The sequence below is a fragment of the Arthrobacter sp. alpha11c genome (assembly GCF_054149985.1).
Genome location: NZ_CP196747.1, coordinates 3,304,880 through 3,323,108 on the forward strand (window position 1 = coordinate 3,304,880; position 18,229 = coordinate 3,323,108).

23 protein-coding genes are annotated in these 18,229 nt (G+C 62.7%); 10 read left to right on the plus strand and 13 right to left on the minus strand.

The annotated features are described in order from the left end of the window. Positions 1 to 6: 6 nt before the first annotated feature. Positions 7 to 339 (minus strand): thiamine-binding protein, encoded by a 333-nt coding sequence (locus ACTAQJ_RS15100; RefSeq protein ID WP_498697280.1) that lies wholly within the window; start codon positions 337 to 339, stop codon positions 7 to 9. A gap of 92 nt (positions 340 to 431) precedes the next feature. Between ACTAQJ_RS15100 and ACTAQJ_RS15105 the strand changes: the two genes are divergently transcribed. Then, a complete protein-coding gene (locus tag ACTAQJ_RS15105) occupies positions 432 to 1,061 on the plus strand; it encodes a TetR/AcrR family transcriptional regulator (protein WP_431117671.1) in 630 nt (209 codons plus the stop codon). Between the two features lie 34 nt (positions 1,062 to 1,095). On the opposite strand, the gene ACTAQJ_RS15110 is transcribed toward ACTAQJ_RS15105, so the two are convergent. Further along, complete coding sequence (locus tag ACTAQJ_RS15110; protein ID WP_498697284.1) at positions 1,096 to 1,521, minus strand: hypothetical protein; 426 nt, start codon at positions 1,519 to 1,521, stop codon at positions 1,096 to 1,098. Positions 1,522 to 1,653: 132 nt separating this feature from the next. Here ACTAQJ_RS15110 and ACTAQJ_RS15115 point away from each other — a divergent pair, with 132 nt between their 5' ends. The 3 genes from ACTAQJ_RS15115 to ACTAQJ_RS15125 all read left to right on the plus strand — a co-directional run bounded on the left by ACTAQJ_RS15115 (position 1,654) and on the right by ACTAQJ_RS15125 (position 3,366). Then, complete coding sequence (locus ACTAQJ_RS15115; protein ID WP_498697285.1) at positions 1,654 to 2,118, plus strand: hypothetical protein; 465 nt, start codon at positions 1,654 to 1,656, stop codon at positions 2,116 to 2,118. Between the two features lie 89 nt (positions 2,119 to 2,207). After that, positions 2,208 to 2,810, plus strand: a complete 603-nt coding sequence (locus ACTAQJ_RS15120) for a DUF305 domain-containing protein (RefSeq protein WP_498697286.1) — start codon at positions 2,208 to 2,210, stop codon at positions 2,808 to 2,810. A gap of 148 nt (positions 2,811 to 2,958) precedes the next feature. Further along, the gene (locus ACTAQJ_RS15125; RefSeq protein ID WP_431117665.1) at positions 2,959 to 3,366 is read left to right on the plus strand and encodes a four-helix bundle copper-binding protein; all 408 of its coding nucleotides are present in this window, start codon (positions 2,959 to 2,961) and stop codon (positions 3,364 to 3,366) included. Between the two features lie 6 nt (positions 3,367 to 3,372). On the opposite strand, the gene ACTAQJ_RS15130 is transcribed toward ACTAQJ_RS15125, so the two are convergent. The 4 genes from ACTAQJ_RS15130 to ACTAQJ_RS15145 all read right to left on the minus strand — a co-directional run bounded on the left by ACTAQJ_RS15130 (position 3,373) and on the right by ACTAQJ_RS15145 (position 5,881). Then, positions 3,373 to 3,684: an AzlD domain-containing protein gene (locus ACTAQJ_RS15130; RefSeq protein WP_431117663.1), complete on the minus strand. Its 312-nt coding sequence runs from the start codon at positions 3,682 to 3,684 to the stop codon at positions 3,373 to 3,375. After that, positions 3,681 to 4,463 carry an AzlC family ABC transporter permease gene (locus tag ACTAQJ_RS15135; RefSeq protein WP_431117662.1) on the minus strand — a complete coding sequence of 261 codons (783 nt, stop codon included), beginning with the start codon at positions 4,461 to 4,463 and terminating at the stop codon, positions 3,681 to 3,683. Before ACTAQJ_RS15135 ends, ACTAQJ_RS15130 begins: the two co-directional genes overlap by 4 nt. Next, positions 4,460 to 4,894, minus strand: a complete 435-nt coding sequence (locus ACTAQJ_RS15140; RefSeq protein ID WP_498697291.1) for a DoxX family protein — start codon at positions 4,892 to 4,894, stop codon at positions 4,460 to 4,462. Before ACTAQJ_RS15140 ends, ACTAQJ_RS15135 begins: the two co-directional genes overlap by 4 nt. 96 nt (positions 4,895 to 4,990) lie before the next feature. Continuing rightward, positions 4,991 to 5,881, minus strand: a complete 891-nt coding sequence (locus tag ACTAQJ_RS15145) for a glycerophosphodiester phosphodiesterase (RefSeq protein WP_431117659.1) — start codon at positions 5,879 to 5,881, stop codon at positions 4,991 to 4,993. Between the two features lie 49 nt (positions 5,882 to 5,930). Here ACTAQJ_RS15145 and ACTAQJ_RS15150 point away from each other — a divergent pair, with 49 nt between their 5' ends. Then, positions 5,931 to 7,286, plus strand: a complete 1,356-nt coding sequence (locus ACTAQJ_RS15150; RefSeq protein ID WP_498697294.1) for a DUF445 domain-containing protein — start codon at positions 5,931 to 5,933, stop codon at positions 7,284 to 7,286. A gap of 4 nt (positions 7,287 to 7,290) precedes the next feature. Here ACTAQJ_RS15150 and ACTAQJ_RS15155 read toward each other — a convergent pair whose 3' ends face one another. The 4 genes from ACTAQJ_RS15155 to ACTAQJ_RS15170 all read right to left on the minus strand — a co-directional run bounded on the left by ACTAQJ_RS15155 (position 7,291) and on the right by ACTAQJ_RS15170 (position 11,019). After that, on the minus strand, positions 7,291 to 8,475 hold the full coding sequence (locus tag ACTAQJ_RS15155; RefSeq protein ID WP_498697295.1) for a Fic family protein: 1,185 nt from the start codon (positions 8,473 to 8,475) through the stop codon (positions 7,291 to 7,293). A 120-nt stretch (positions 8,476 to 8,595) separates the two neighbouring features. Beyond that, positions 8,596 to 9,417, minus strand: a complete 822-nt coding sequence (locus ACTAQJ_RS15160; protein WP_498697297.1) for a 5-oxoprolinase subunit C family protein — start codon at positions 9,415 to 9,417, stop codon at positions 8,596 to 8,598. A gap of 47 nt (positions 9,418 to 9,464) precedes the next feature. Then, entirely contained in the window at positions 9,465 to 10,214 is a 750-nt protein-coding gene (locus tag ACTAQJ_RS15165; protein ID WP_431117654.1) for a LamB/YcsF family protein, read from the minus strand. Next, complete coding sequence (locus ACTAQJ_RS15170; protein WP_431117653.1) at positions 10,198 to 11,019, minus strand: hypothetical protein; 822 nt, start codon at positions 11,017 to 11,019, stop codon at positions 10,198 to 10,200. Before ACTAQJ_RS15170 ends, ACTAQJ_RS15165 begins: the two co-directional genes overlap by 17 nt. 210 nt (positions 11,020 to 11,229) lie before the next feature. Between ACTAQJ_RS15170 and ACTAQJ_RS15175 the strand changes: the two genes are divergently transcribed. Next, positions 11,230 to 11,397 carry a hypothetical protein gene (locus ACTAQJ_RS15175; RefSeq protein ID WP_431117651.1) on the plus strand — a complete coding sequence of 56 codons (168 nt, stop codon included), beginning with the start codon at positions 11,230 to 11,232 and terminating at the stop codon, positions 11,395 to 11,397. Positions 11,398 to 11,435: 38 nt separating this feature from the next. On the opposite strand, the gene ACTAQJ_RS15180 is transcribed toward ACTAQJ_RS15175, so the two are convergent. Then, positions 11,436 to 12,422, minus strand: a complete 987-nt coding sequence (locus ACTAQJ_RS15180) for a LacI family DNA-binding transcriptional regulator (RefSeq protein ID WP_498697298.1) — start codon at positions 12,420 to 12,422, stop codon at positions 11,436 to 11,438. A gap of 389 nt (positions 12,423 to 12,811) precedes the next feature. On the opposite strand from ACTAQJ_RS15180, the gene ACTAQJ_RS15185 reads away from it, so the two are divergent. The 4 genes from ACTAQJ_RS15185 (at position 12,812) to ACTAQJ_RS15200 (ending at position 15,901) form a co-directional block, all read left to right on the plus strand. Then, the gene (locus ACTAQJ_RS15185) at positions 12,812 to 13,528 is read left to right on the plus strand and encodes a hypothetical protein (protein WP_498697301.1); all 717 of its coding nucleotides are present in this window, start codon (positions 12,812 to 12,814) and stop codon (positions 13,526 to 13,528) included. A gap of 103 nt (positions 13,529 to 13,631) precedes the next feature. Next, positions 13,632 to 13,847: a hypothetical protein gene (locus ACTAQJ_RS15190; protein ID WP_498697303.1), complete on the plus strand. Its 216-nt coding sequence runs from the start codon at positions 13,632 to 13,634 to the stop codon at positions 13,845 to 13,847. Positions 13,848 to 13,952: 105 nt separating this feature from the next. Next, positions 13,953 to 15,110: a Gfo/Idh/MocA family oxidoreductase gene (locus ACTAQJ_RS15195; protein WP_498697304.1), complete on the plus strand. Its 1,158-nt coding sequence runs from the start codon at positions 13,953 to 13,955 to the stop codon at positions 15,108 to 15,110. After that, positions 15,107 to 15,901, plus strand: a complete 795-nt coding sequence (locus tag ACTAQJ_RS15200; protein ID WP_498697306.1) for a TIM barrel protein — start codon at positions 15,107 to 15,109, stop codon at positions 15,899 to 15,901. Before ACTAQJ_RS15195 ends, ACTAQJ_RS15200 begins: the two co-directional genes overlap by 4 nt. 57 nt (positions 15,902 to 15,958) lie before the next feature. Here the strand turns inward: ACTAQJ_RS15200 and ACTAQJ_RS15205 are convergent, their stop codons facing one another. Together ACTAQJ_RS15205 and ACTAQJ_RS15210 are read right to left on the minus strand one after the other, a co-directional pair. Further along, positions 15,959 to 16,957, minus strand: coding sequence for a Gfo/Idh/MocA family protein (locus ACTAQJ_RS15205; RefSeq protein WP_498697308.1), 999 nt, complete (start codon positions 16,955 to 16,957; stop codon positions 15,959 to 15,961). Beyond that, complete coding sequence (locus tag ACTAQJ_RS15210) at positions 16,957 to 18,159, minus strand: Gfo/Idh/MocA family protein (protein WP_498697309.1); 1,203 nt, start codon at positions 18,157 to 18,159, stop codon at positions 16,957 to 16,959. The genes ACTAQJ_RS15205 and ACTAQJ_RS15210 overlap by 1 nt, the downstream gene beginning before the upstream one ends. Positions 18,160 to 18,229: the final 70 nt, after the last annotated feature.

The window sequence follows — 18,229 nt, forward strand, 5'->3', positions numbered from 1 at the left end:
AAAGAGCTATTCCGTGGTGGAAATAGCCTCTTCGAGACGCTCTACCTTGCCGGTCAGCTCACCGCTGTACCCGGGCCGGATGTCCGCTTTGATCACCAAGGAGACGCGGCTGCCGAAGCGGCCCACAGCCTCTGTAGCCCGCTTAACGACGTCAAAGACCTCGTCCCATTCGCCTTCGATGGTAGTGAACATGGAGTCCGTCTGGTTCGGCAATCCGGACTCCCGGACGATCTTGACCGCGGCGGCCACGGCGTCGTGCACAGAGGCGTCGGGGGTGGGTCCGCCGTTGGTGGCGGAAGCGGGCTGGCCTGAAGGGGCGACTGAGAATGCAAGCAACATGAAATCCAGTGTTTCACGTACTGGTTTGTCACATAACGGCCTACTCCCGCGTAACAAGGGGTCAACCCCTGTCCGTTGCTACCCTGACAAGCATGGAACAGCCCTCTGAACGCAAGCCCCTCAGGGCCGACGCTGCACGAAATGTGGACAAAATCATCACCGCAGCCCGGCAGTGCTTCCGGGAACACGGCCCCGAAGTTCCCCTGCAGACCATCGCCGCCACGGCAGGAGTGGGTCCGGCTACGCTGTTCCGCAACTTCTCCGATAAAGAACAATTGGTACTTGCGGCCCTGTCCCGCCAACTCCGCCAGCATGTAGATCCCGTCGCTGACGCCTCCCTCGAAGGCATGGACGCCGCCGAGGGTCTCATCAACGTCATCGATGCCGTCATGCGGGTTGCGAGCGAAGATGCCAACCTGCTGGACGCCGTCGCAGGCCGACGCGGACTCCTCATGGGCATTACCGGCGGCCTCATCGGTTCCATGGCCACGCTCTTGGAGCGCGGTCAGGGTCAGGGTTCGCTGCGCCGCGATATCACCATCGAGGACATGGTCCGGCTGCTTGCCATGCTGATCGGCGCCGTGGACACCATGGAACCCGGCTCCGAAGCCTGGAAGCGTCCCGTGGCGCTCATCGAAGACGCCATCCGGACCGAACGTCCGTCCCGCCCGCTCCCGGAACAATCACCCATCCCAGGCGTGACGCTCACGGACGAAGTTTAGTAGGGCCCGACACTTAGTAGGACCCGTCCGGCGTTTAGTGAACGCCCGCTTGGTGGCCACCCTCCCCAGCGCCATGCTGATGTGCATCAGTGTGGGTCATCCCTGCGCTTTTCGCCAAGTGGTTCCAACCCGCATCGCTGAGCGCGTGGTAGGCGATGTGTAGTTCCTTTGCCGGATCTGCCACGGCGTTGACGTCACGCCGTTCCAGGACCGCGACCAGTTCGTGGGCTGCAGCGGTGAATCGCTCGGCCGCCGGTTCCAGTTCACCAGGCCAGGCAGTCACAGCTACCGCGATGTGGGCGTTGTGGATTAGCGCCGCCCAATTCCTGTCTATCTTTGGTGACGCCCCCGTAAGGTTGGTGGCGATCCCGTGGAAGCCCACATTATCGATATGCGTTAGGGCTGCGAGCAGGCCTGCCACAAACTCTGCAGGCTGCGGGCTGGTGTGGCTGTGTTCCACGGCAGTCTCCTCTTCTGATCTCGCTTCCTCAAGAATGGCCCCTTGGGCGGCAGGGCTCAAGACGTCTACCGCATGCCCACAAATGCCAGCCGGTAGCCTAGAACACGAAGAGCCACAGGAAGGAAGAACGCCATGACCGCTCAGCGCACCGCGGCCGGATTTTCCTTTCTGGCCACAGGTCTTTTAGGCGCGGTCATTGCGCTGATTGTCGGGATACTGGGTATGCACGTCATGACCGGCACGCATTCCCTCCACGCGGCCGGCACGGTATCCAGTGCTGGGACGGATTCAGCAGCCCCCGGACACTTCAGCCATGGAAGACACCCCAGCCATGGAGCCTCGCTGGAAGAGCCCGCTGCCCACAGCGATCTACCCATCACGACTCAGTGCTCCTGCTCGGGCAACTGTTCCGCAGAGCATGCCATGGCCGCATCCTGCATCCCCTTGGCCGCGACGAGCACTCTTTCTGCGCCAGCGCCGGACAGTACTCCCGCCGTCGCGCCGCCGTACTTCGGTGCGACGGTGGCCGCTGGCGACGATTGGACCTACCATCCCGGCAGTCCTACGCCGGGTGAACTCTCCATCAGCAGAACATAGGCGCAGGGCCGGGATTCCCGGTCACACCCCTGCCCTAATCCAAACTTTTGCGCGCCCTGTACGCCCAATTCTTGAAGGACTTGATTCTTATGAACAGCAAGAAGTTTCTGCCCGTAGCAGCCGCAGCCGTCGCCGCGGCATTCGCCCTTGCCGGATGCGCCAGCGGAGGCTCCAGCCCCTCCGGCACGTCAATGCCCGGGATGGATCATGGCAGTTCGTCGAGCCCTGCCGCGGCATCAGACCATAACGCCGCAGACGTCATGTTCGCCCAAATGATGATTCCCCACCACGCCCAAGCGGTGGAGATGAGCGACATGATCCTGAAGAAACAGGACATTCCTGTTGAGGTCACTTCCTTGGCGACTCGGATCAAAGCTGCCCAGGGCCCGGAAATCGAGAAGATGACCGGCTGGCTGACTGCGTGGGGCGAGGCAGCACATATGCCGTCGGGACACAGCATGGACGGCATGATGGGTACCGACGATATGTCCAAACTCGAAGCGGCCAAGGGCCTTGAGGCAGCGAAGCTCTTCCTGACACAAATGATCACCCACCATGAAGGAGCGGTGACGATGGCCAAGACCGAGAGCAAGGACGGCAAGAGCGCCCAGGCAATCCAGCTCAGCAAGGACATCGTGAGCAGCCAGGAAGCCGAGATTCAGGAAATGAAGAAGCTGCTAACCACCCTCTAGCAGAATTACCACCCGCCGGCCCGCCCTGACATGCGGGCCGGCGGCCCTTGGGCCAGCCTCTGGAGACTGCCCGCTACCAGGTCTAGGGTGGGAATGGCGGCCGGGTCGGCCGGTCGTCCGTCGAACTCGAATCCGACAGGAGCCGGCCATGACCCATCACATCAGCGCGATGATCGACGCCCATCCAAACAGAAGCATGCTGGACAGGGAGAAGCTGGCCGAATGCATTGCTGCCTGCTTTGAATGCGGCCAAACCTGCACAGCCTGTGCCGACGCCTGCCTGGGCGAGGACATGGTCGCTGAGCTGGCAACGTGCATCCGGACCGATCTGGATTGCGCCGATATCTGTGCTGCGACAGGGACCATCCTGACCCGCCAAACCAAAACCAACACCACCATGGTGAGCGCAGTCCTCAAGGCATGCCAAACCGCGTGCGGAGTGTGCGCTGAGGACTGTGAACACCACGCGCAGATGCACGAACATTGTCGAATCTGTGCGGAAGCCTGCCGCCGCTGCGAAGCCGCCTGCGCCGGCTTGCTAGCGAGTCTCGCATAAAGTCGGCTAGCCCCAGCCGAGCAGCCTCAGCAGTGCCGCTGCGGCAGCACCGGAAATAACCACCACCAGAAAGGGCGCGCGAAGCCAAAGAGCGACGGCGGCCGCCGCCAGTGCGCCGATGCGCGCGTCCAATATCAAACCTTGTCCGGATGCGAGGGCATTCACCACGGTGAGGGACGCCAACAACCCAATGGTCATAGTGCCTGCGACGTGCATGATCCTGGGGCTCTGAAGCAGCTTGGCCGGGACAAAGTAGCCCACCAGTTTGGTGAGGTACGCAAGCGCGCAGGCGATGAGGATCCAGAGCCAGAGGTTCATTCGGGTCCCCCTGTCCCGCCGCGGTGGTGTCCGTGCACATGGTGTCGCTTTTCTGCGTAGGGGTCCACGTCCGGCTCCAGTCCCTCATTCATCCGTGCATGGCTGAACCAACCGATCACAGCCGCCACCAGCGCAGCCACCAGAATGGGAACTCCCGAGGGAACAAACGGCACGGCGAGAATGGTTGCAAGAGCGCAAGCAGCTGCAATCGCCCAAGGTTCGCGTCCCTTTAGCCTCGGCCACAGCAATGCCAGGAACGCAGCGACTGCAGCCCCGTCCAAGCCCCACTGTTTGGGGTCACCCATTGCATCGCCGGCCAGGGCACCGATGGCAGTGAAGATATTCCAGAGAATGAATATTCCGATGCCCGCGGTCCAAAACCCGCGGCGTTGCTCGTCGGGGTGCGACTGGCCGGACGCCGTCGCAGTTGATTCATCGATGGTGACATGGGCTGAGATGTAGCGACGCCATCCACGTGGACGCAGCATGGCATTGATCTGCATGCCATAGATACCGTTACGCAGCCCGAGCAAAGCGCTGGCCGTCATGGCTGCCACGCCGGATCCCCCACCTGCCACTACGCCGATGAACGCGAATTGCGAGCCTCCACTGAACAGCAAAAGACTCAGCACCATTGTTTGCCAGAAATCGAAACCTGACGCCACAGAAAGCGCACCAAAGGACACCCCGTACAGGCCTGTCGCAATGCTCAGCGACAGGGCAATCTTGAAAGCTGGCGACTCCCTGAGTTTCAAGGGAACTGCTGGACCTCCACTCACTTCCGCAGGCTCCAGGACCACAGGATGAGCGGAACCTGAAGAGGCAGCCTAAGGGTGTGGGCGCGTCGCTGGCTGGGCGTGCCGTTGGGACCATACGCACGGCGGAGGGCATCAATATGCCCTGCAAGGAATACGGTAAACATGGCTGTCGTAGCGTCAGCAGCCACTTTGCGCGTAGCTGGGATGAGAAGCCCGACGGCGGCAGTCGCCTCGAGCAGGCCGCTGGAAGCGACCCATTCCTCACGGGACATAAGTGCCAGTGGACCATTCGGCCGGCTTCCCGGCTGGTCCCTGCGGCACAAGTAGTCAGGTACCACCGGGTAATAGAACCCGGGGGTGCGGAAATGCTTCATTGCACTGGCGAGGAGAAGTGCGCTCAGACCGATGGCAGAGGTGGTTTGGGTGGCACGGGCTGACCAGCGGAATGACATGAGACCACTCAATCACAAGCGGGGTGGGCCACCCTAAAATACACCCAACTGGGTCGCAGATGAGCGCGTTTTGGGGGCCCAAAACGCGCTCATCTGCTACCTGGTTGGGACCTGGAGCTGGGCCAACACCTGCGCGGGTTTGTTCGTGGTGATTTCATGGATGCCCAATCCCTGGCACAGAGCTACGTCCTTCTCCGAGTCCACGGTCCAGACCCTGAAGACGCTCCCGGATTCCAACCACCGTTGCACGTTGCGGGCGTGTTCCCTCACGTAGTCGATGCCTGGTCCGGCAATTCCCACCTCACCATGGTCCAGGATGCGTTCAGCCTCCAACTGGGTTGCCTTCATGACGTTGGCCACCGCGCCTGCCGTGATCGGCCCCAGGCCCAGCTCTTGCCGAAGCTCCTGCACGGAGAAATTGTCCACCAACTGGCAAATGTGCTGGGCTGGGACCTTCTTCAGCAGGTGTTGGATCGAGTCGGAATCGAAGCTCATGAAAGAGACCTGAATGTTCTCCAGCCGGGACTCACCGGGCGTCCATCCCTCACTGAGCAGCACGTCCAGAACCCTGTCCTCGAGATTGAGCTGGTAGGGGCTGGGGTGCTTGAGCTCGATCGCCAAACCGATCTCGCGCCCGGCGCCACGCAGAATGTCCAGCAGTTCCGGCAAGGTAAGGAATTGATCAGCGATCCCACCGTAAGCATCCGGTATCCGGGCGCCCTTCCAGGAGGAGAAGTCCAAGGCCCGGAGTTCCTCGAGGTTCTTCTCCGAGACAGGTCCGGTGCCGGTGGAAGTACGGTCCAGGTTGGCATCATGCAGCAAGACGACATGCTGGTCCCGGGTCAAGTGGACATCGCACTCTACGCCATCAGCTCCGTCTGCGATCGCCTTGAGGTATGCCGCGCGAGTGTGCTCGGCATACGTAGCACTGGCTCCGCGGTGTGCGTAGACCTTGGGCCGGCGAGGGGCGAAATCGTCGCTAGTCATGCAGCCACGGTAGCCCACGCGGCTGCACGCACGGGGCTACGCTGGGCTAATGCAGGTGAACTCTGAACAAATCCCGGCCGAAGACGTCACCAACCACGCCCAGCCAGCCCAAGCGACAGCTTCCGGAGCCACTCAACCCGGGTCCGCCGTCGTCGGCCGTTCTGCCGGAGACAAGGAAAAGGCAGCCGCGCTGCGCCGTATGAAACGGCTGGCCCTGGCGCTGTTGATAGGCATGGCCATTGTGTTCATGGTGGCGTTCGCTTTCCAGAAGCAGTATCCGTGGCTTGAGTATGTAAGGGCTGCCGCCGAGGGTGGCATGGTCGGCGCTTTGGCTGACTGGTTCGCGGTCACGGCACTGTTCAAGTACCCCATGGGCTTGAAGATCCCGCATACAGCCATCATTCCGCGCCGGAAGGACCAAATCGGCGAATCGCTGAGTGAGTTCGTGGAGAGCAACTTCCTGTCCCAGGAGGTTGTCCAGGACAAGTTGGCCAGCATTGATATTGCCCGCAAGGCCGGCCGTTGGCTATCCGGACCGGGCGGTGCCGAACGTGTAGCCAAGGAAGGCGGCGCGATGATCCGCGGCGCGTTCACCGTGCTGAATGACGACGACGTGCAGGCAGTGATCGAGGGCATGGTCCGCAAGCATCTGCTCACCCCGCCGTGGGGACCGCCCGTGGGGCGGATGGCTGAACGGATCTTCGCTGACGGGCATCACCACAAGTTGGTGGACCTCTTGGTTGATCGTGCTGCCGATTGGGTGGATGCGAACCATACGACGGTGAACCGGCTGGTTTCGGACCGTTCGCCGGTATGGGTGCCGACGTTCGTGGACGGGCTGGTGAGCGACAAGGTGTACGTCGAACTCCTGAAGTTCATACGCGCGGTGCAAAATGACCAGAACCATCAAGTGCGCAAATCGATCGACGCTTACCTGACGGACCTGGCGCAGGACCTGCAGCATGATCCCGCCATGATCGAGCGCGCCGAGACCATCAAGGCCCAGATCCTTGGCGATCCTGAAGTCCGGGAACTGGCCTCGCGCACATGGGGAACAGTCAAGAATGCGCTGCTCACCGCCGTCGACGATCCCGACAGTGAGCTCAGCCAGCGGTTCAAGAGCGCCGTCCGCGATTTCGGTTCCCGTCTGGTCAACGACGACGAACTCGCCGGCAAGGTCAACACGTGGATCGGGGACGCCGCGGGCTACCTCGTGAACACTTACCGATCGGACATAGCAGGCGTCATCTCGGACACGGTGGCCCGATGGGATGCCGAGGAAACGTCCCAGAAGATCGAGCTGCAGGTGGGCAAGGACCTCCAGTACATTCGCATCAACGGAACGGTTGTGGGTGCGCTGGCCGGGCTCGCGATCTTCACGGTGGCGCACCTGCTGTTTGGCTAGGGGGTCAGTGGCGTACGCGGCGGCCAGATCGTGCGGCGAAGTCATCCAACGCTGTGATGATGTCCCTTGCGAGCCACACGCTGGTGCCGCGTACTTTCCCGGCAGGAGTAAGGACGCCAGCGGCCTCCAACCGTTGCACTGCCCTGTACGCCGTTGCCTGTGAGATCCTGGCGTAACCGGCTGCCATCTCAGCGGTGATTGCGGGTTCGCGAGGCAGCAGCTCAAGGACTTTAAGCACGGATTCCTGAGCAGATCCGAGCTTTTCACGGAACTCCTTTTGTGCAGCCCGAATGTCCTCCGCCAGCAACCGGCCGTTTTCCACGGCGAGCATGGCAGACTCGGCAAAGCGCTCAATGATGGGCAGGATGTTCCCCTGGCGGTAGTCACCCAGGGCGTCGAAGTAGAGCCGGGTATTGGTCAGCAGCCCTGAAGAAACAGGGATGGTTACCTTTTCCGTTACCCCCTTGGCACGGAGCAGGGCGCTAACGATTGCCCTCCCCGTTCGGCCGTTGCCGTCCGCAAAGGGGTGGATGGTTTCGAACTGTGCGTGTGCCAAGGCGGCTTGAGTCAGGGCGGGAATGTCGTCCCGGCGCATGAACTCGACCAAATCTTCCATGGCTGCCATCACGCGTCCGTGATGCGGCGGCACGAACTCCGCTGAGTGGGGTGAGTTGCCCCGGATCCATACCTGCCTGCCCCGGTATTCCCCCGCTATGACTTGGTCGGAGGAGGCCAGGAGGGTGTGATGCATGGTGCCGATATTGTCGACGCTCAGGTCTTCGGACAACGCAATTGCAGCCTCCATGGCACGCACGTTGGACGCGATCAGTGCGGCGTTAGGGCTCGAGCGATCGCCCAATTGCGCCAGCACAATCTTCCGCGCACCGGCCGTAAGGTTTTCGATCTGTGAACTCGATGCCGATTCACTTCGGAGCAGCAGGGCCGCGAACGGCGCCGAGTCCTGTCCCAACTCGGCATCGAACCGGACCATTTCCACAGTGGCTGCCTCAACAAGCGACTGGGTCCGGGAATCCACCTCAGGATTGATGTGAGCGATTTCTGCAGGGATAGCAGCCTCGTAGGGGCCGCGGGCCAGGAGCCGTTGACGCCTCGAGGTTCCCGGTTCTGCATCTGCGGCCCAAGGATGCTCTTCGTAGCTGATTGAGGGCCAGGCAAGCACATTGCTCATGATTCTCCTTGAGAAGATCGATAGTCGATTTTCTCACGAATCGTCATTTATGAGAAAATCGCGGCATTCATTTCTCACCACCCGGCATTAGTGAGAAAACCTGCCAGTGATCTTTTCAACTCAGCCCAGCAAATGAACCATCTGTCCCGGGCGCGCTTGGCCCAGCAGGTCCAGGTCTTCGTCCCGAACAACTGCGATCACGGGGGACTTGCTCGTCGGCGGGTGCCCAGCCAGTGCAATGACGGGAAAGCCCGACGGCGGCAGCAGGACCGAGCCTGACAGCAACGGTTGTGCGTGGGGTGCTGGAGTCGTGGCCGGCCCAGTCGCACCAGTCGGCCCATCGGCGCCCGCCACCCCAGCTGGCTCAAGTGGGCGCCCCACCAACCGGGCACCTACCCGGTCCGATTCCGGCGAGAGAATCCAAGGTTCACTGGTCAGCCGAAGCCAGGTACCGGCGTCGTAATTTTGGGCTTGCGGACCGCGCTCCACCCGGGCCACCACCGGACGTTCGGGGTCCAGGGCCCGACGCGGGGCGTGGTTCTCACCAGGAATATTGTGGCCGTGGGGGCGCCCGAAAGTCAGCGTGCCGCCGGCACGAAGGGGTTCCGGCTCGGGTTCGATGCCACCCTGAACGGCCAGGTAGTACCGGATTCCGAACAGCGCCGGTCCAAACTCCAACACCGCCCCAGGGCTGACGCGGACAGCCTTGTTGAAAGGCAGTTCGGCGCCGTTGAGCTTGACCACGCCTTCCGCGCCGGTGATCGCCAGGGCCGAGCCCGTGACGAACCGAAGCCGGAGACCACCCAAAAGTATCTCCAGGCCGCCCGCGGAGTCGGGGTTGCCCAGCAGCGCGTTGGCAAGGTGCAGGGAAGCGCGGTCCAAAACCTGGTCAGGCGCAAGGGCCAGGGTCAAAGGGCCCGGATCAACAGCAACGGCGCCCATTACAACCTCCTCAAGAACCTCGTCTTCACGGTACGTTCCAGACCAAACTAGGCGAACGCATCAATCTCCACCCCTGCCTCCTCCAAGCCTGCCCGAACGGCCGCGGCCATGTTCACAGCGCCTGGAGTATCACCATGGATGCAGAGGGAATCAGCACTTACAGGGACTACCGTTCCGTCCACGGCTACCACTTCCTTCCGCGTCGCGATTCGAACAGCCTGGGCAACCACCGCGGCGGGATCGTGCAGCACGGCGCCTTCCTCGGATCGCGGGACCAGTGTGCCGTCAGGAAGGTACGCCCTGTCCACGAATGCTTCGCGGAAGACGGGGTGTCCGGATTCCTCGGCCAGCTTCAGCCATGCCGAGCCTGGCAATCCCAGCACCGGCAGCCCGGGATCGTAGGCGTGGACTGCAGCAACTACGGCCTCAGCCTGGTCGGGATCGTGGACGATCCTGTTGTACAGCGCCCCGTGGGGTTTGACGTAGTCCACGGAAGCCCCCACCGCATGCGCCATCCCGTCCAGGGCGCCGAGTTGGTAGAGGACATCGCCGAACAGTTCGTCGAAGGTCATGTCCAGCGAACGCCGTCCAAAGCCGGCCAGGTCCCGGTACCCCACGTGCGCGCCAACGCGAACGTCCAGTTCGAACGCGGCACGGCAGCTGTCCAGCATGGTCAGGGGGTCTCCTGCGTGGAAACCGCAGGCCACGTTGGCGCTGCTCACGATGCGGAACATCGAGGCGTCGTCACCCATGGTCCAGGAGCCGAACGACTCCCCCAGATCAGCGTTGAGGTCCACTGTTACCGCCTTCCAGCGTCAGATTGTTGTTGGTCTCGTTGGTGGGTTCGCCTGCGAGCAGTTCGCCGGGGATCGTATCGGGCAGCGGCCCAAACGCTTCCTTGGCAGTTGCAACTACGGCGCGGCCCATCATCAGGTTGCCGGCACCACCCACCACGGCACCCACACCAAACGGCAGGGCCCGTCCGAGGAACGCAGAGCCTTGCCGCTTCAGGAGGTTCTTCAGGAACGCGCGCTGGATGGCATCCCGAATGACGCCAAAGCCGCTGCCCGGGATCTTCTTGGTGAGTGTCGTGCCCCAGGCATTGGTCACGCCTTTGCCTCGTCCCAGGGACTGACCACTGAGGGCGCCAAGCAGCGAGGTGCCTTCCTCGCCCAGCATGATGGCCATGACCATCGTCCGTGCGCGTTCCGGATCCGTCAGCCGGATGCCATGCAGCTCCGCCAGCGTCGACGCGTAGAGTGCTGTCGTTTCCAGAAACCCGACGGTGGCAAGGGCGGAGAGACCCAGCGAAGCTGCTGTTCCAATACCGGGCACGACGGCGGTTGCCCCCACTGCGGCTCCCCCGCCTGTGATGGCGGCCAGGTAGTCGCGCTCCAGTTTCGCGGCAAGCTGCGCGGGCGTTGCCTTCGGATGCCTCCGCTGCATTCTGCGCAGGTTTGCCAGGACAAGTGGCCGCTGGATTTCGACGGCGCGCAGCAAGACATTGTGGACGCCCGGCTTGGTGTTGCCTTGGGCGTCGAATACTGCGTTGTGGGCTGTCTCTTGGGCGATTTTCACCGCCGGGTTGGGTCGCTTGGGCATCTTCACCTCTGCATGGCAGTTAGTCGTTTCGCGGAGAACTACTGCGTTCAGCCTATGCCACTGTCAGCTTTGTTTGGCCCGTTGAGAGGCCTGTTCTGCGCGTTTCCGGGCGAGGATTCAGCGCAGAGCGGACCTCTCAAGAGAGCCGACCCGGCGTAGACTTGGGTGCACTCACGGAAGCAGTCCAAGCAAGGACAAGGAGTATCCGTAATGAACGCAAACAACAAGCCAGAACACATCATCCGGCACCACACCGACGCTCCTGCAGAGGGAGAAACGGAGGGCTGGGTTTCGCACGATACCGGCATCCACAGCCAGGATCCTGCCGAAGGTCCGGATATCGACGACGCCGACGCCCCGCCGTCGGGCGCTTCATAGCTCCAGACTTGCGTGGCTTCCTGACCTACCCGCGCGGCTCATTTCGGCGCGGGTCCTGTGGTGCTGCGGATGACCAGGTGCGGTGTCCGCACAAGGTGCGCGGGTGGGGTCGAGCCTTCCAGCCGATCAATGGCACGGTCGACGGCGGCCCTTGCCAGGAGCGGGGCGTCCTGGCTGACGGATGACAACTGGACGTAGCTAAGGCGGGCGAACTGGCTATCGTCGTAACCCAGGACGGACACATCCTCAGGGACCCTGAGCCCAGCCGCCCGGAAGCTTTCCCAGATGCCGAGTGCGCAGCGATCGTTGAAGGCAACGACAGCAGTGGGCAGGTCGTGCAGAAGCTCTTGACCAGCCCGGAGGCCATCTTCTTCGGTGGCGCCACCGGAAATCACCCGGGATTCGAGCCCCCGGCCAGCCATCTCTGCCCGGAATGCTTCGCGACGTTGTGGACTCGAGACAGCGTCCCCACCGTCCACGTGGGCAATTCTCTGATGCCCCAGCGACGTGAGATGTTCCAGCGCGATGCGGATCCCGGCGTCGTCATCGCTGCTGACCGAGTCCAGGGATTCGCCGACGTCGTCCCGGAGCAGGCTGACCACTGGGAGCCTAGTGGCATAACCGGCTAACTCGTCCTCGCCCAACGCTGGAGAAATCATGATCAGGGCTTCACAGCCCATGTCCAGGAGAGATTCGACGGCCCGCGATTCCGGCCGGCCGTTGGCCACGGCGCTCAGCGCGATATCGTAGCCGCGCAAGCTTGCTCCGGCGTAGGCAGCATCGACGATTTCGGCGTGGAACGGGTGCGATGTGGAAAAGCTGACGCCCAGGAGCCTCGTCCGGCTGCTGCGGAGAAGCCGAGCACGGCTGTCCGGACGGTAGCCGAGCTCCTTGGCCGCCTGCTGGACTTTGAGGCGCGTGGCTTCAGAGGCTCCAGGGGCGTCCCGCATCACGATGGAAACAAGCGCACGGGAAACCCCGGCCGCTTCAGCCACATCCATCAACGTGGGACGTTTTCCCATCATGGCCCTCCTTTGCCCGCAGCCAGTCTATAGAACGATCTAAGACGCAAACGGCTACAAAGGAGTCCTGCCCAGACGTGCGGCCGGCCGCGACTCAGACGACCGACCGCACTAGCCCGGTATCGCAGTGACGGCGCCCCGGGTGGGCCCCAGAACCCACCACATCCATCACTGCCAACTCAGCGTTGTCCGCGGACATGCGCCGAAAAGGGCAACGGCACATTACGCGGCACAACGACTTGGGCACTGTTTATGTGCTTTGACCTGCGGAAACGTGACGCGGGCTTTTGGAATAATCTTCGGCATTCCCCGATCAGCGTTCTCTGGGCATTCTCTCGCTGTACCCCGACGAGCGCTCTGGCCGTTTTCCACAAGACCTGTTTAATAAGCCCATGAGCACCGTGGATCCCGTCGCCCTCAGGAAGTTCCGCGCCAACAAGCGCCCTGGCCCGCTTGCCGTGGTGCTGGCGCTTGCCTTCCAGTTCGTCGCTGGGTTGGCTGCCGGCTTTGGCTGGCCCCATATAGAGGCCTTCGAGGCGGAGGAGCCTCCCGTCCTGGCAATGGTCGCCGTCATCTCAAGCATCCCGCTGATTGTCCTGAGCTCCATTGCCTGGACAGCCATCGTGATGAAGCACAGCAAACTTGGCCTCACTCTGGGCGGATCGCTGATGTGGCTTGGCGCGGCAATCGGGGTGGCGGTGGCCGCCGTCGAATTCGACTATCCGGCCATACTGACGTGGATAGGCCTCGGCTGCCTCGCCGTGTGCCTGCTTCTTGGGATCCTTGGAGCGATGGCCGCGCAGAAGCGGCGGGCTGTCGCCGCACGCGAGGCCCGTGTCATGAGCACAGGAATGATGACGTCCGCGCGAGTCAGCGACAAAGGCTACCTGGCATTCCGCGAGAGCGCCAAGATCCTCACCACCGTGACCTTCACCTTCCATGACTCAAGTGGCGTCCAACGCTGGGTGCAGCGTCCCCTCTTGATCGATGCCGCCGAGCCGGTAGTTGATGGGCAGGAGACTACGCTCTGGTACGACCCCTCGGACCCCGGCAACGACAAGAAGATCGTGGTGAAACTGGCCCAGGATATGCCCCTGCGAACGTCGTGATCCTGCAGCCCTGAAAGGGTTGCCGCAACGGCGACATTTTTCTCCTCCTCAGCGCACTTAACAGGTGTTGGAACGAGCAACTGATGCGCGGCAGGAGCCACAAATGAACACCCTCAACCAGGTATCGGCAATATCGGCCGTCCTACCGCTCGCCGATGCGCCCGACATTCACCTCCTGTTCATGGCTGGCCTGGTTTTCCTTGCGGGCATTGTTGGCTTTGGCAGCGTCCTGCTGCTCCTGTTGCTCACCCCGCTCATCAGGCTGGCCTTCGGGCGTCATCTTCCTCATGCGCGTGCCCGGCAGAACGATGCCGCTTAGCCGGAGTACAGCAAGAGGCAGCTAGAACGATCTAGACATCACCGGTCCACGCGTGCGAGCATTGCTTGACTAGAACGTTCTAGACGCTTGAATCGAGGAACAACAATGACGTACCTTCAGCACCCGGTCATCGAGGACCGGCCTGTCCGCATCGCCGTGATCGGCGCAGGATGGATCGGCGCATTCCACGCCGAATCCATCGCCCTGAGGATCCCGAACGCACGGTTGGAAGCCATCGCTGATCCAGTCCTACCCGCTGTGGAAGCCCTCGCAAGCCGCCTCGGGGTCACCAAAATCAGCACCGATGTTGCCGACGTCCTCGCCGATCCCGACGTGGACGCAGTACTTATCGCCACTCCCCTGCGGTTCCATTCCGAGCTGATCGCCGCTGCCGCCAAAGCCGGTAAGGACGTGTTCTGCGAGAAGCCCGGCGGGCGCAGCATCGCCGAACTCGACTCCGCCATTGAAGCAGCGGCAAGTGCCGGCGTCGTACTTCGTTTCGGTTTCAATCGCCGCTACTCCACGGATTTCGCCGCCGCCCGGAAGCTGATCGACGACGGCGTAGTCGGAGTCCCGCAGCTGCTCCGCTCCCTCACTCGCGATCCCGGCACCGAAGCCGGAATCAGCAACCCGGAGAGGATCGCCCCCGGCACCATCTTCCTGGAAACGCTCATCCACGATTTCGACACCCTGAACTGGCTGAATCCGGGCGCAGTCCCCGTGAAGGTCCATGCAGTCGCCGATGCTTTGGTTGCTCCCGAGGCCAAGGCCGGTGGCCTCCTGGACACCGCGGTTGTCACTGTCACGTACAGCAACGGCGCCATCGCTGTAGCGGAAGCAAACTTCAACGCCCTGTACGGTTACGACGTCCGCGGCGAAGTGTTCGGCTCTGCCGGCATGGTCACTGCCGGCAGCCCACAGGCCACCAATGCCACGAGCTACACAGCCACCGGCATCGGATCAGACACCACCCGCCTGAACATCGACCTCTTCCACGACGCCTACACGGCAGAGCTGGCCCACTTCGCGGACGACGTCGCGGCACGGCGCGGCACAGTGAATCAACGCACGACGCCGGCAAACCCGCCCGCCGCCGTCGCTGCTCCCGGTGGCGTGGACGCGCGCAACGCCCTGGCGGTTGCCTTGGCCGCTTTCACGTCAGCCCAGACGGGGCTGCCCGTCGAGGTGTCCTCGATCGCGGACCTTCGTCCAGCCGAAACGCATTCAACCGCACAGCTACAGGCCGCAGGGCAGGGAGCATGAGCTTCCGCTTGGCGGTCTGCGCTGAAATGGTCTACGGCGAGCTGCCATTGATCGATCGGGTGCGCCGCATTCACGATCAAGGCTTCGAGGTGGAGCTTTGGGACACCCGCGGCCGGGACATCGCAGCCCTCGCAGCAACCGGTGCCAGGTTTTCCTCCATGAGCGGCTACTTCGGCGGCAGCGTCATTGATCCCAGCACCGCGCATGAAGTCCTGGCCTCCGCGGAGAAGCTGATCCCCACGGCACTGGAGTTGGGGGTCGAACGCATGGTTGTTCACCCCGGCGAACTCGGTGAAGGCGGGCGGGCTGTCCGGCCGGTCCAGCGATCCACCGGCGGGATGTGGTTGACCGGCCTCCGCACTTTGGAACAGCTGGCTGAACTGGGCCAAAAGCACGGCATCGTGTTTGCCCTGGAAAACCTGAACACGATCCTGGACCACCCCGGCATTCCGCTGGCACGCGCCAAGGACACACTGGCGCTGGTCACGGCCGTGAACCACCCCAACGTGAAGATGATGCTGGATCTCTACCACGCACAGATCGGTGAAGGAAACCTTATTGAGCTGGTTCGCTCAGCCCAGCCCTTTACGGGCGAGATCCAGGTTGCCGACGTGCCGGGCCGGTTCGAACCGGGGACAGGCGAGATCAACTACCCGGCCATCGCCCAAGCACTCCGCGACGCCGGTTATTCGGGAGTGATTGGCATGGAGGCCAGTGCAATCGGTGGCCAGGGGATCCAGGCGGGCGACGCAGCGTTGGCAGCCTTCCGCGCCGCGTTCACACCCAACTGACTGGCAATAGTGGTTGTTCTGAGCGCTCAGAACAACCACTAATGCGAGCTACTTCGGTCAGTACTTGATCGGTTCCATGCGGCCGCTGCGAAGGGAGATAACCGCAGCTTCTGCTATGGCCTGGGCCTTGAGCCCGTCTTCCAGCGACGGCATGGAATCCGATCCTCCCTGCAAGGAAGAGACGAAGGCGGCGAGGGCCGCGGCATACGTCGGTTGCACCCGTTCGAACCATCCAGGATGCAGCCCATCGTCCACTACCGAGCCGCCGCTGTACCGGGAAACTGCACCGTTCCTGTGACGACGGGCCTCCACCATCCCGGTCGAGCCCATGATTTCGATGCGTTCGTCGTATCCATATCCAGTCCGGCGCACAGAATCAATCTGCACCAAAGCACCTCCGGGCAGCCGCAACGTGACCGCGGAGGTGTCGACGTCGTCATACCTCACGATGCCCGGGTCCGCCAAGGCCGAACCGGCGGCAAAGACCTCTACCGGGTCCAGGCCGCTGAGCCAGCGCGCGAGATCGAAGAAGTGCACGGTCTGGTCACGCATCTGGCCGCCTGAGGTGGCGATGTAGGACAGCGGAGGCATGGAGGGGCCACGCGATGTCAGCTGAATCAGCTCCACTTTGCCGATCTGGCCTGAATCCACCACGCGTTTGAGCTCGGCGTAATCGCGGTCGAACCGGCGATTGAAGTCGACCATCACCGGAACGCCGGTCTCCTGCGCAAACGAAGCGACATCGCGGGCGTGGTCAAGGTCCAGGTCGATCGGCTTCTCGCAGAGCACTGCGATGCCGGCGGCGGTAGCGCGGCGGAGGTGCCCGGCGTGGGTGTCCGTGGAGGAGGCGATGAAGACTGCGTCAATCGCCGAAGCATCGAAGACGTCATCCAGGGCCGCGGCTACAGCAGCCCCGTGCATGCCCGCCAGGGACTGTGCGCGTTGCTGGTCGACGTCGAACACGAGGCGGAAATCGATGCCGGGATGGGCGGCGAGGTTGGCGGCGTGGACGGAGCCGATGAAGCCGGCCCCGATGAGCGCGAAACGGAGCTTCATCACACTGCTGCTTTCTCTGTGAGAGTGGCGGGTTTCTCTGTGAAGGCCGGCACTTTCCAAGCCGAGTCCTCATGATGCGATGCGGCCACGGCCTCCACAAATTGGACGCCGATCAGGCCATCGATGCCGGTGGGGAAGGACAATTCACGGCCGGGAAGCGCCAAGCCATCGCGGCGCGCACGCAGGACCTCGGCGAGGTCCGAATAGAAGTTGGCGAAAGCTTCCAGGAAGCCCTCTGGATGGCCAAGACCGACCCGCGTGAGCCGGGAGGCGTCGTCGTGAAGGGTGCCCAGGCCGTGCGTGAGGATGGTCGTAACCCCGGCCAGGTCCTGGACTTTGAGGTGGTGCGGATCCTCGTGCTGCCACTCGAGGCTTCCTTTTTCACCGTAAAGGCGGATGCGTAGCCCGTGATTGTGGCCGGTGGCAGCCATGCTGGCCCAAACGCGCGCGGGGACACCCCCGGACATCTCCAACTCCACCGTTGCATGATCGAATACCCGACGTCCTGGAACCAGCGTTTTCAGGCGGCCGGAGAGGCGCTCTGCTTCCAGCCCGGTGATGTAGCGAAGCAGGTGGAAGGCATGCGTGCCAAGGTCTCCGACGACGCTCGGGAACCCGGCGATGTCAGGATTGGTGCGCCAAAGGGCCTGCTTGTGGCCGGAGTCCTCCAGGGGCGTGGCCGCCCAGCCGGATGCATGCTCGACGTCGGCAAACCGGATGGTGCCCAGTTCACCATTGCGGACCATGCGGGCAGCTTGGCGAACCATCGCGTAGGCCGAATAGCAGTGCGGCACAGCAAGAATGGCGTCGTTTTCCGCAGCGATCCGGACCAGTGCAGCGGCTGTGGCTGAGTCCCTGGTCAGCGGCTTCTCGCACACCACCGAAATACCCGCTTCCAGAAAGGTGCTGGCGATCTCGAAGTGGCTGTCATTGGGCGTCGCCACCACAACCACGTCCACGCCGTCTTCGCGCGCCGACTCTGCCGCGGCCATTTCACGGTAGTCCGCATAGTTTCGGTCCTCAGGAACTCCGAGCTCGACGGCGATCGCCCGCGAAGCGCTGGCATCCCGGCCAAAGACTCCTGACTGCAGCTCGAAATGGTCATCCAAGCGCATGGCGTAGCGGTGCGTCTTGCCAATATCCGCGCCTGCGCCTCCTCCGACCATGCCGGCGATCAGACGCCGCGTATTGGGTGCACTCATGGAGATCCTCTTTGATGTTTTGGAATTTACTTGGACCGGTCCATAATGGAGTCTGAGAAGGGGCGGCGTC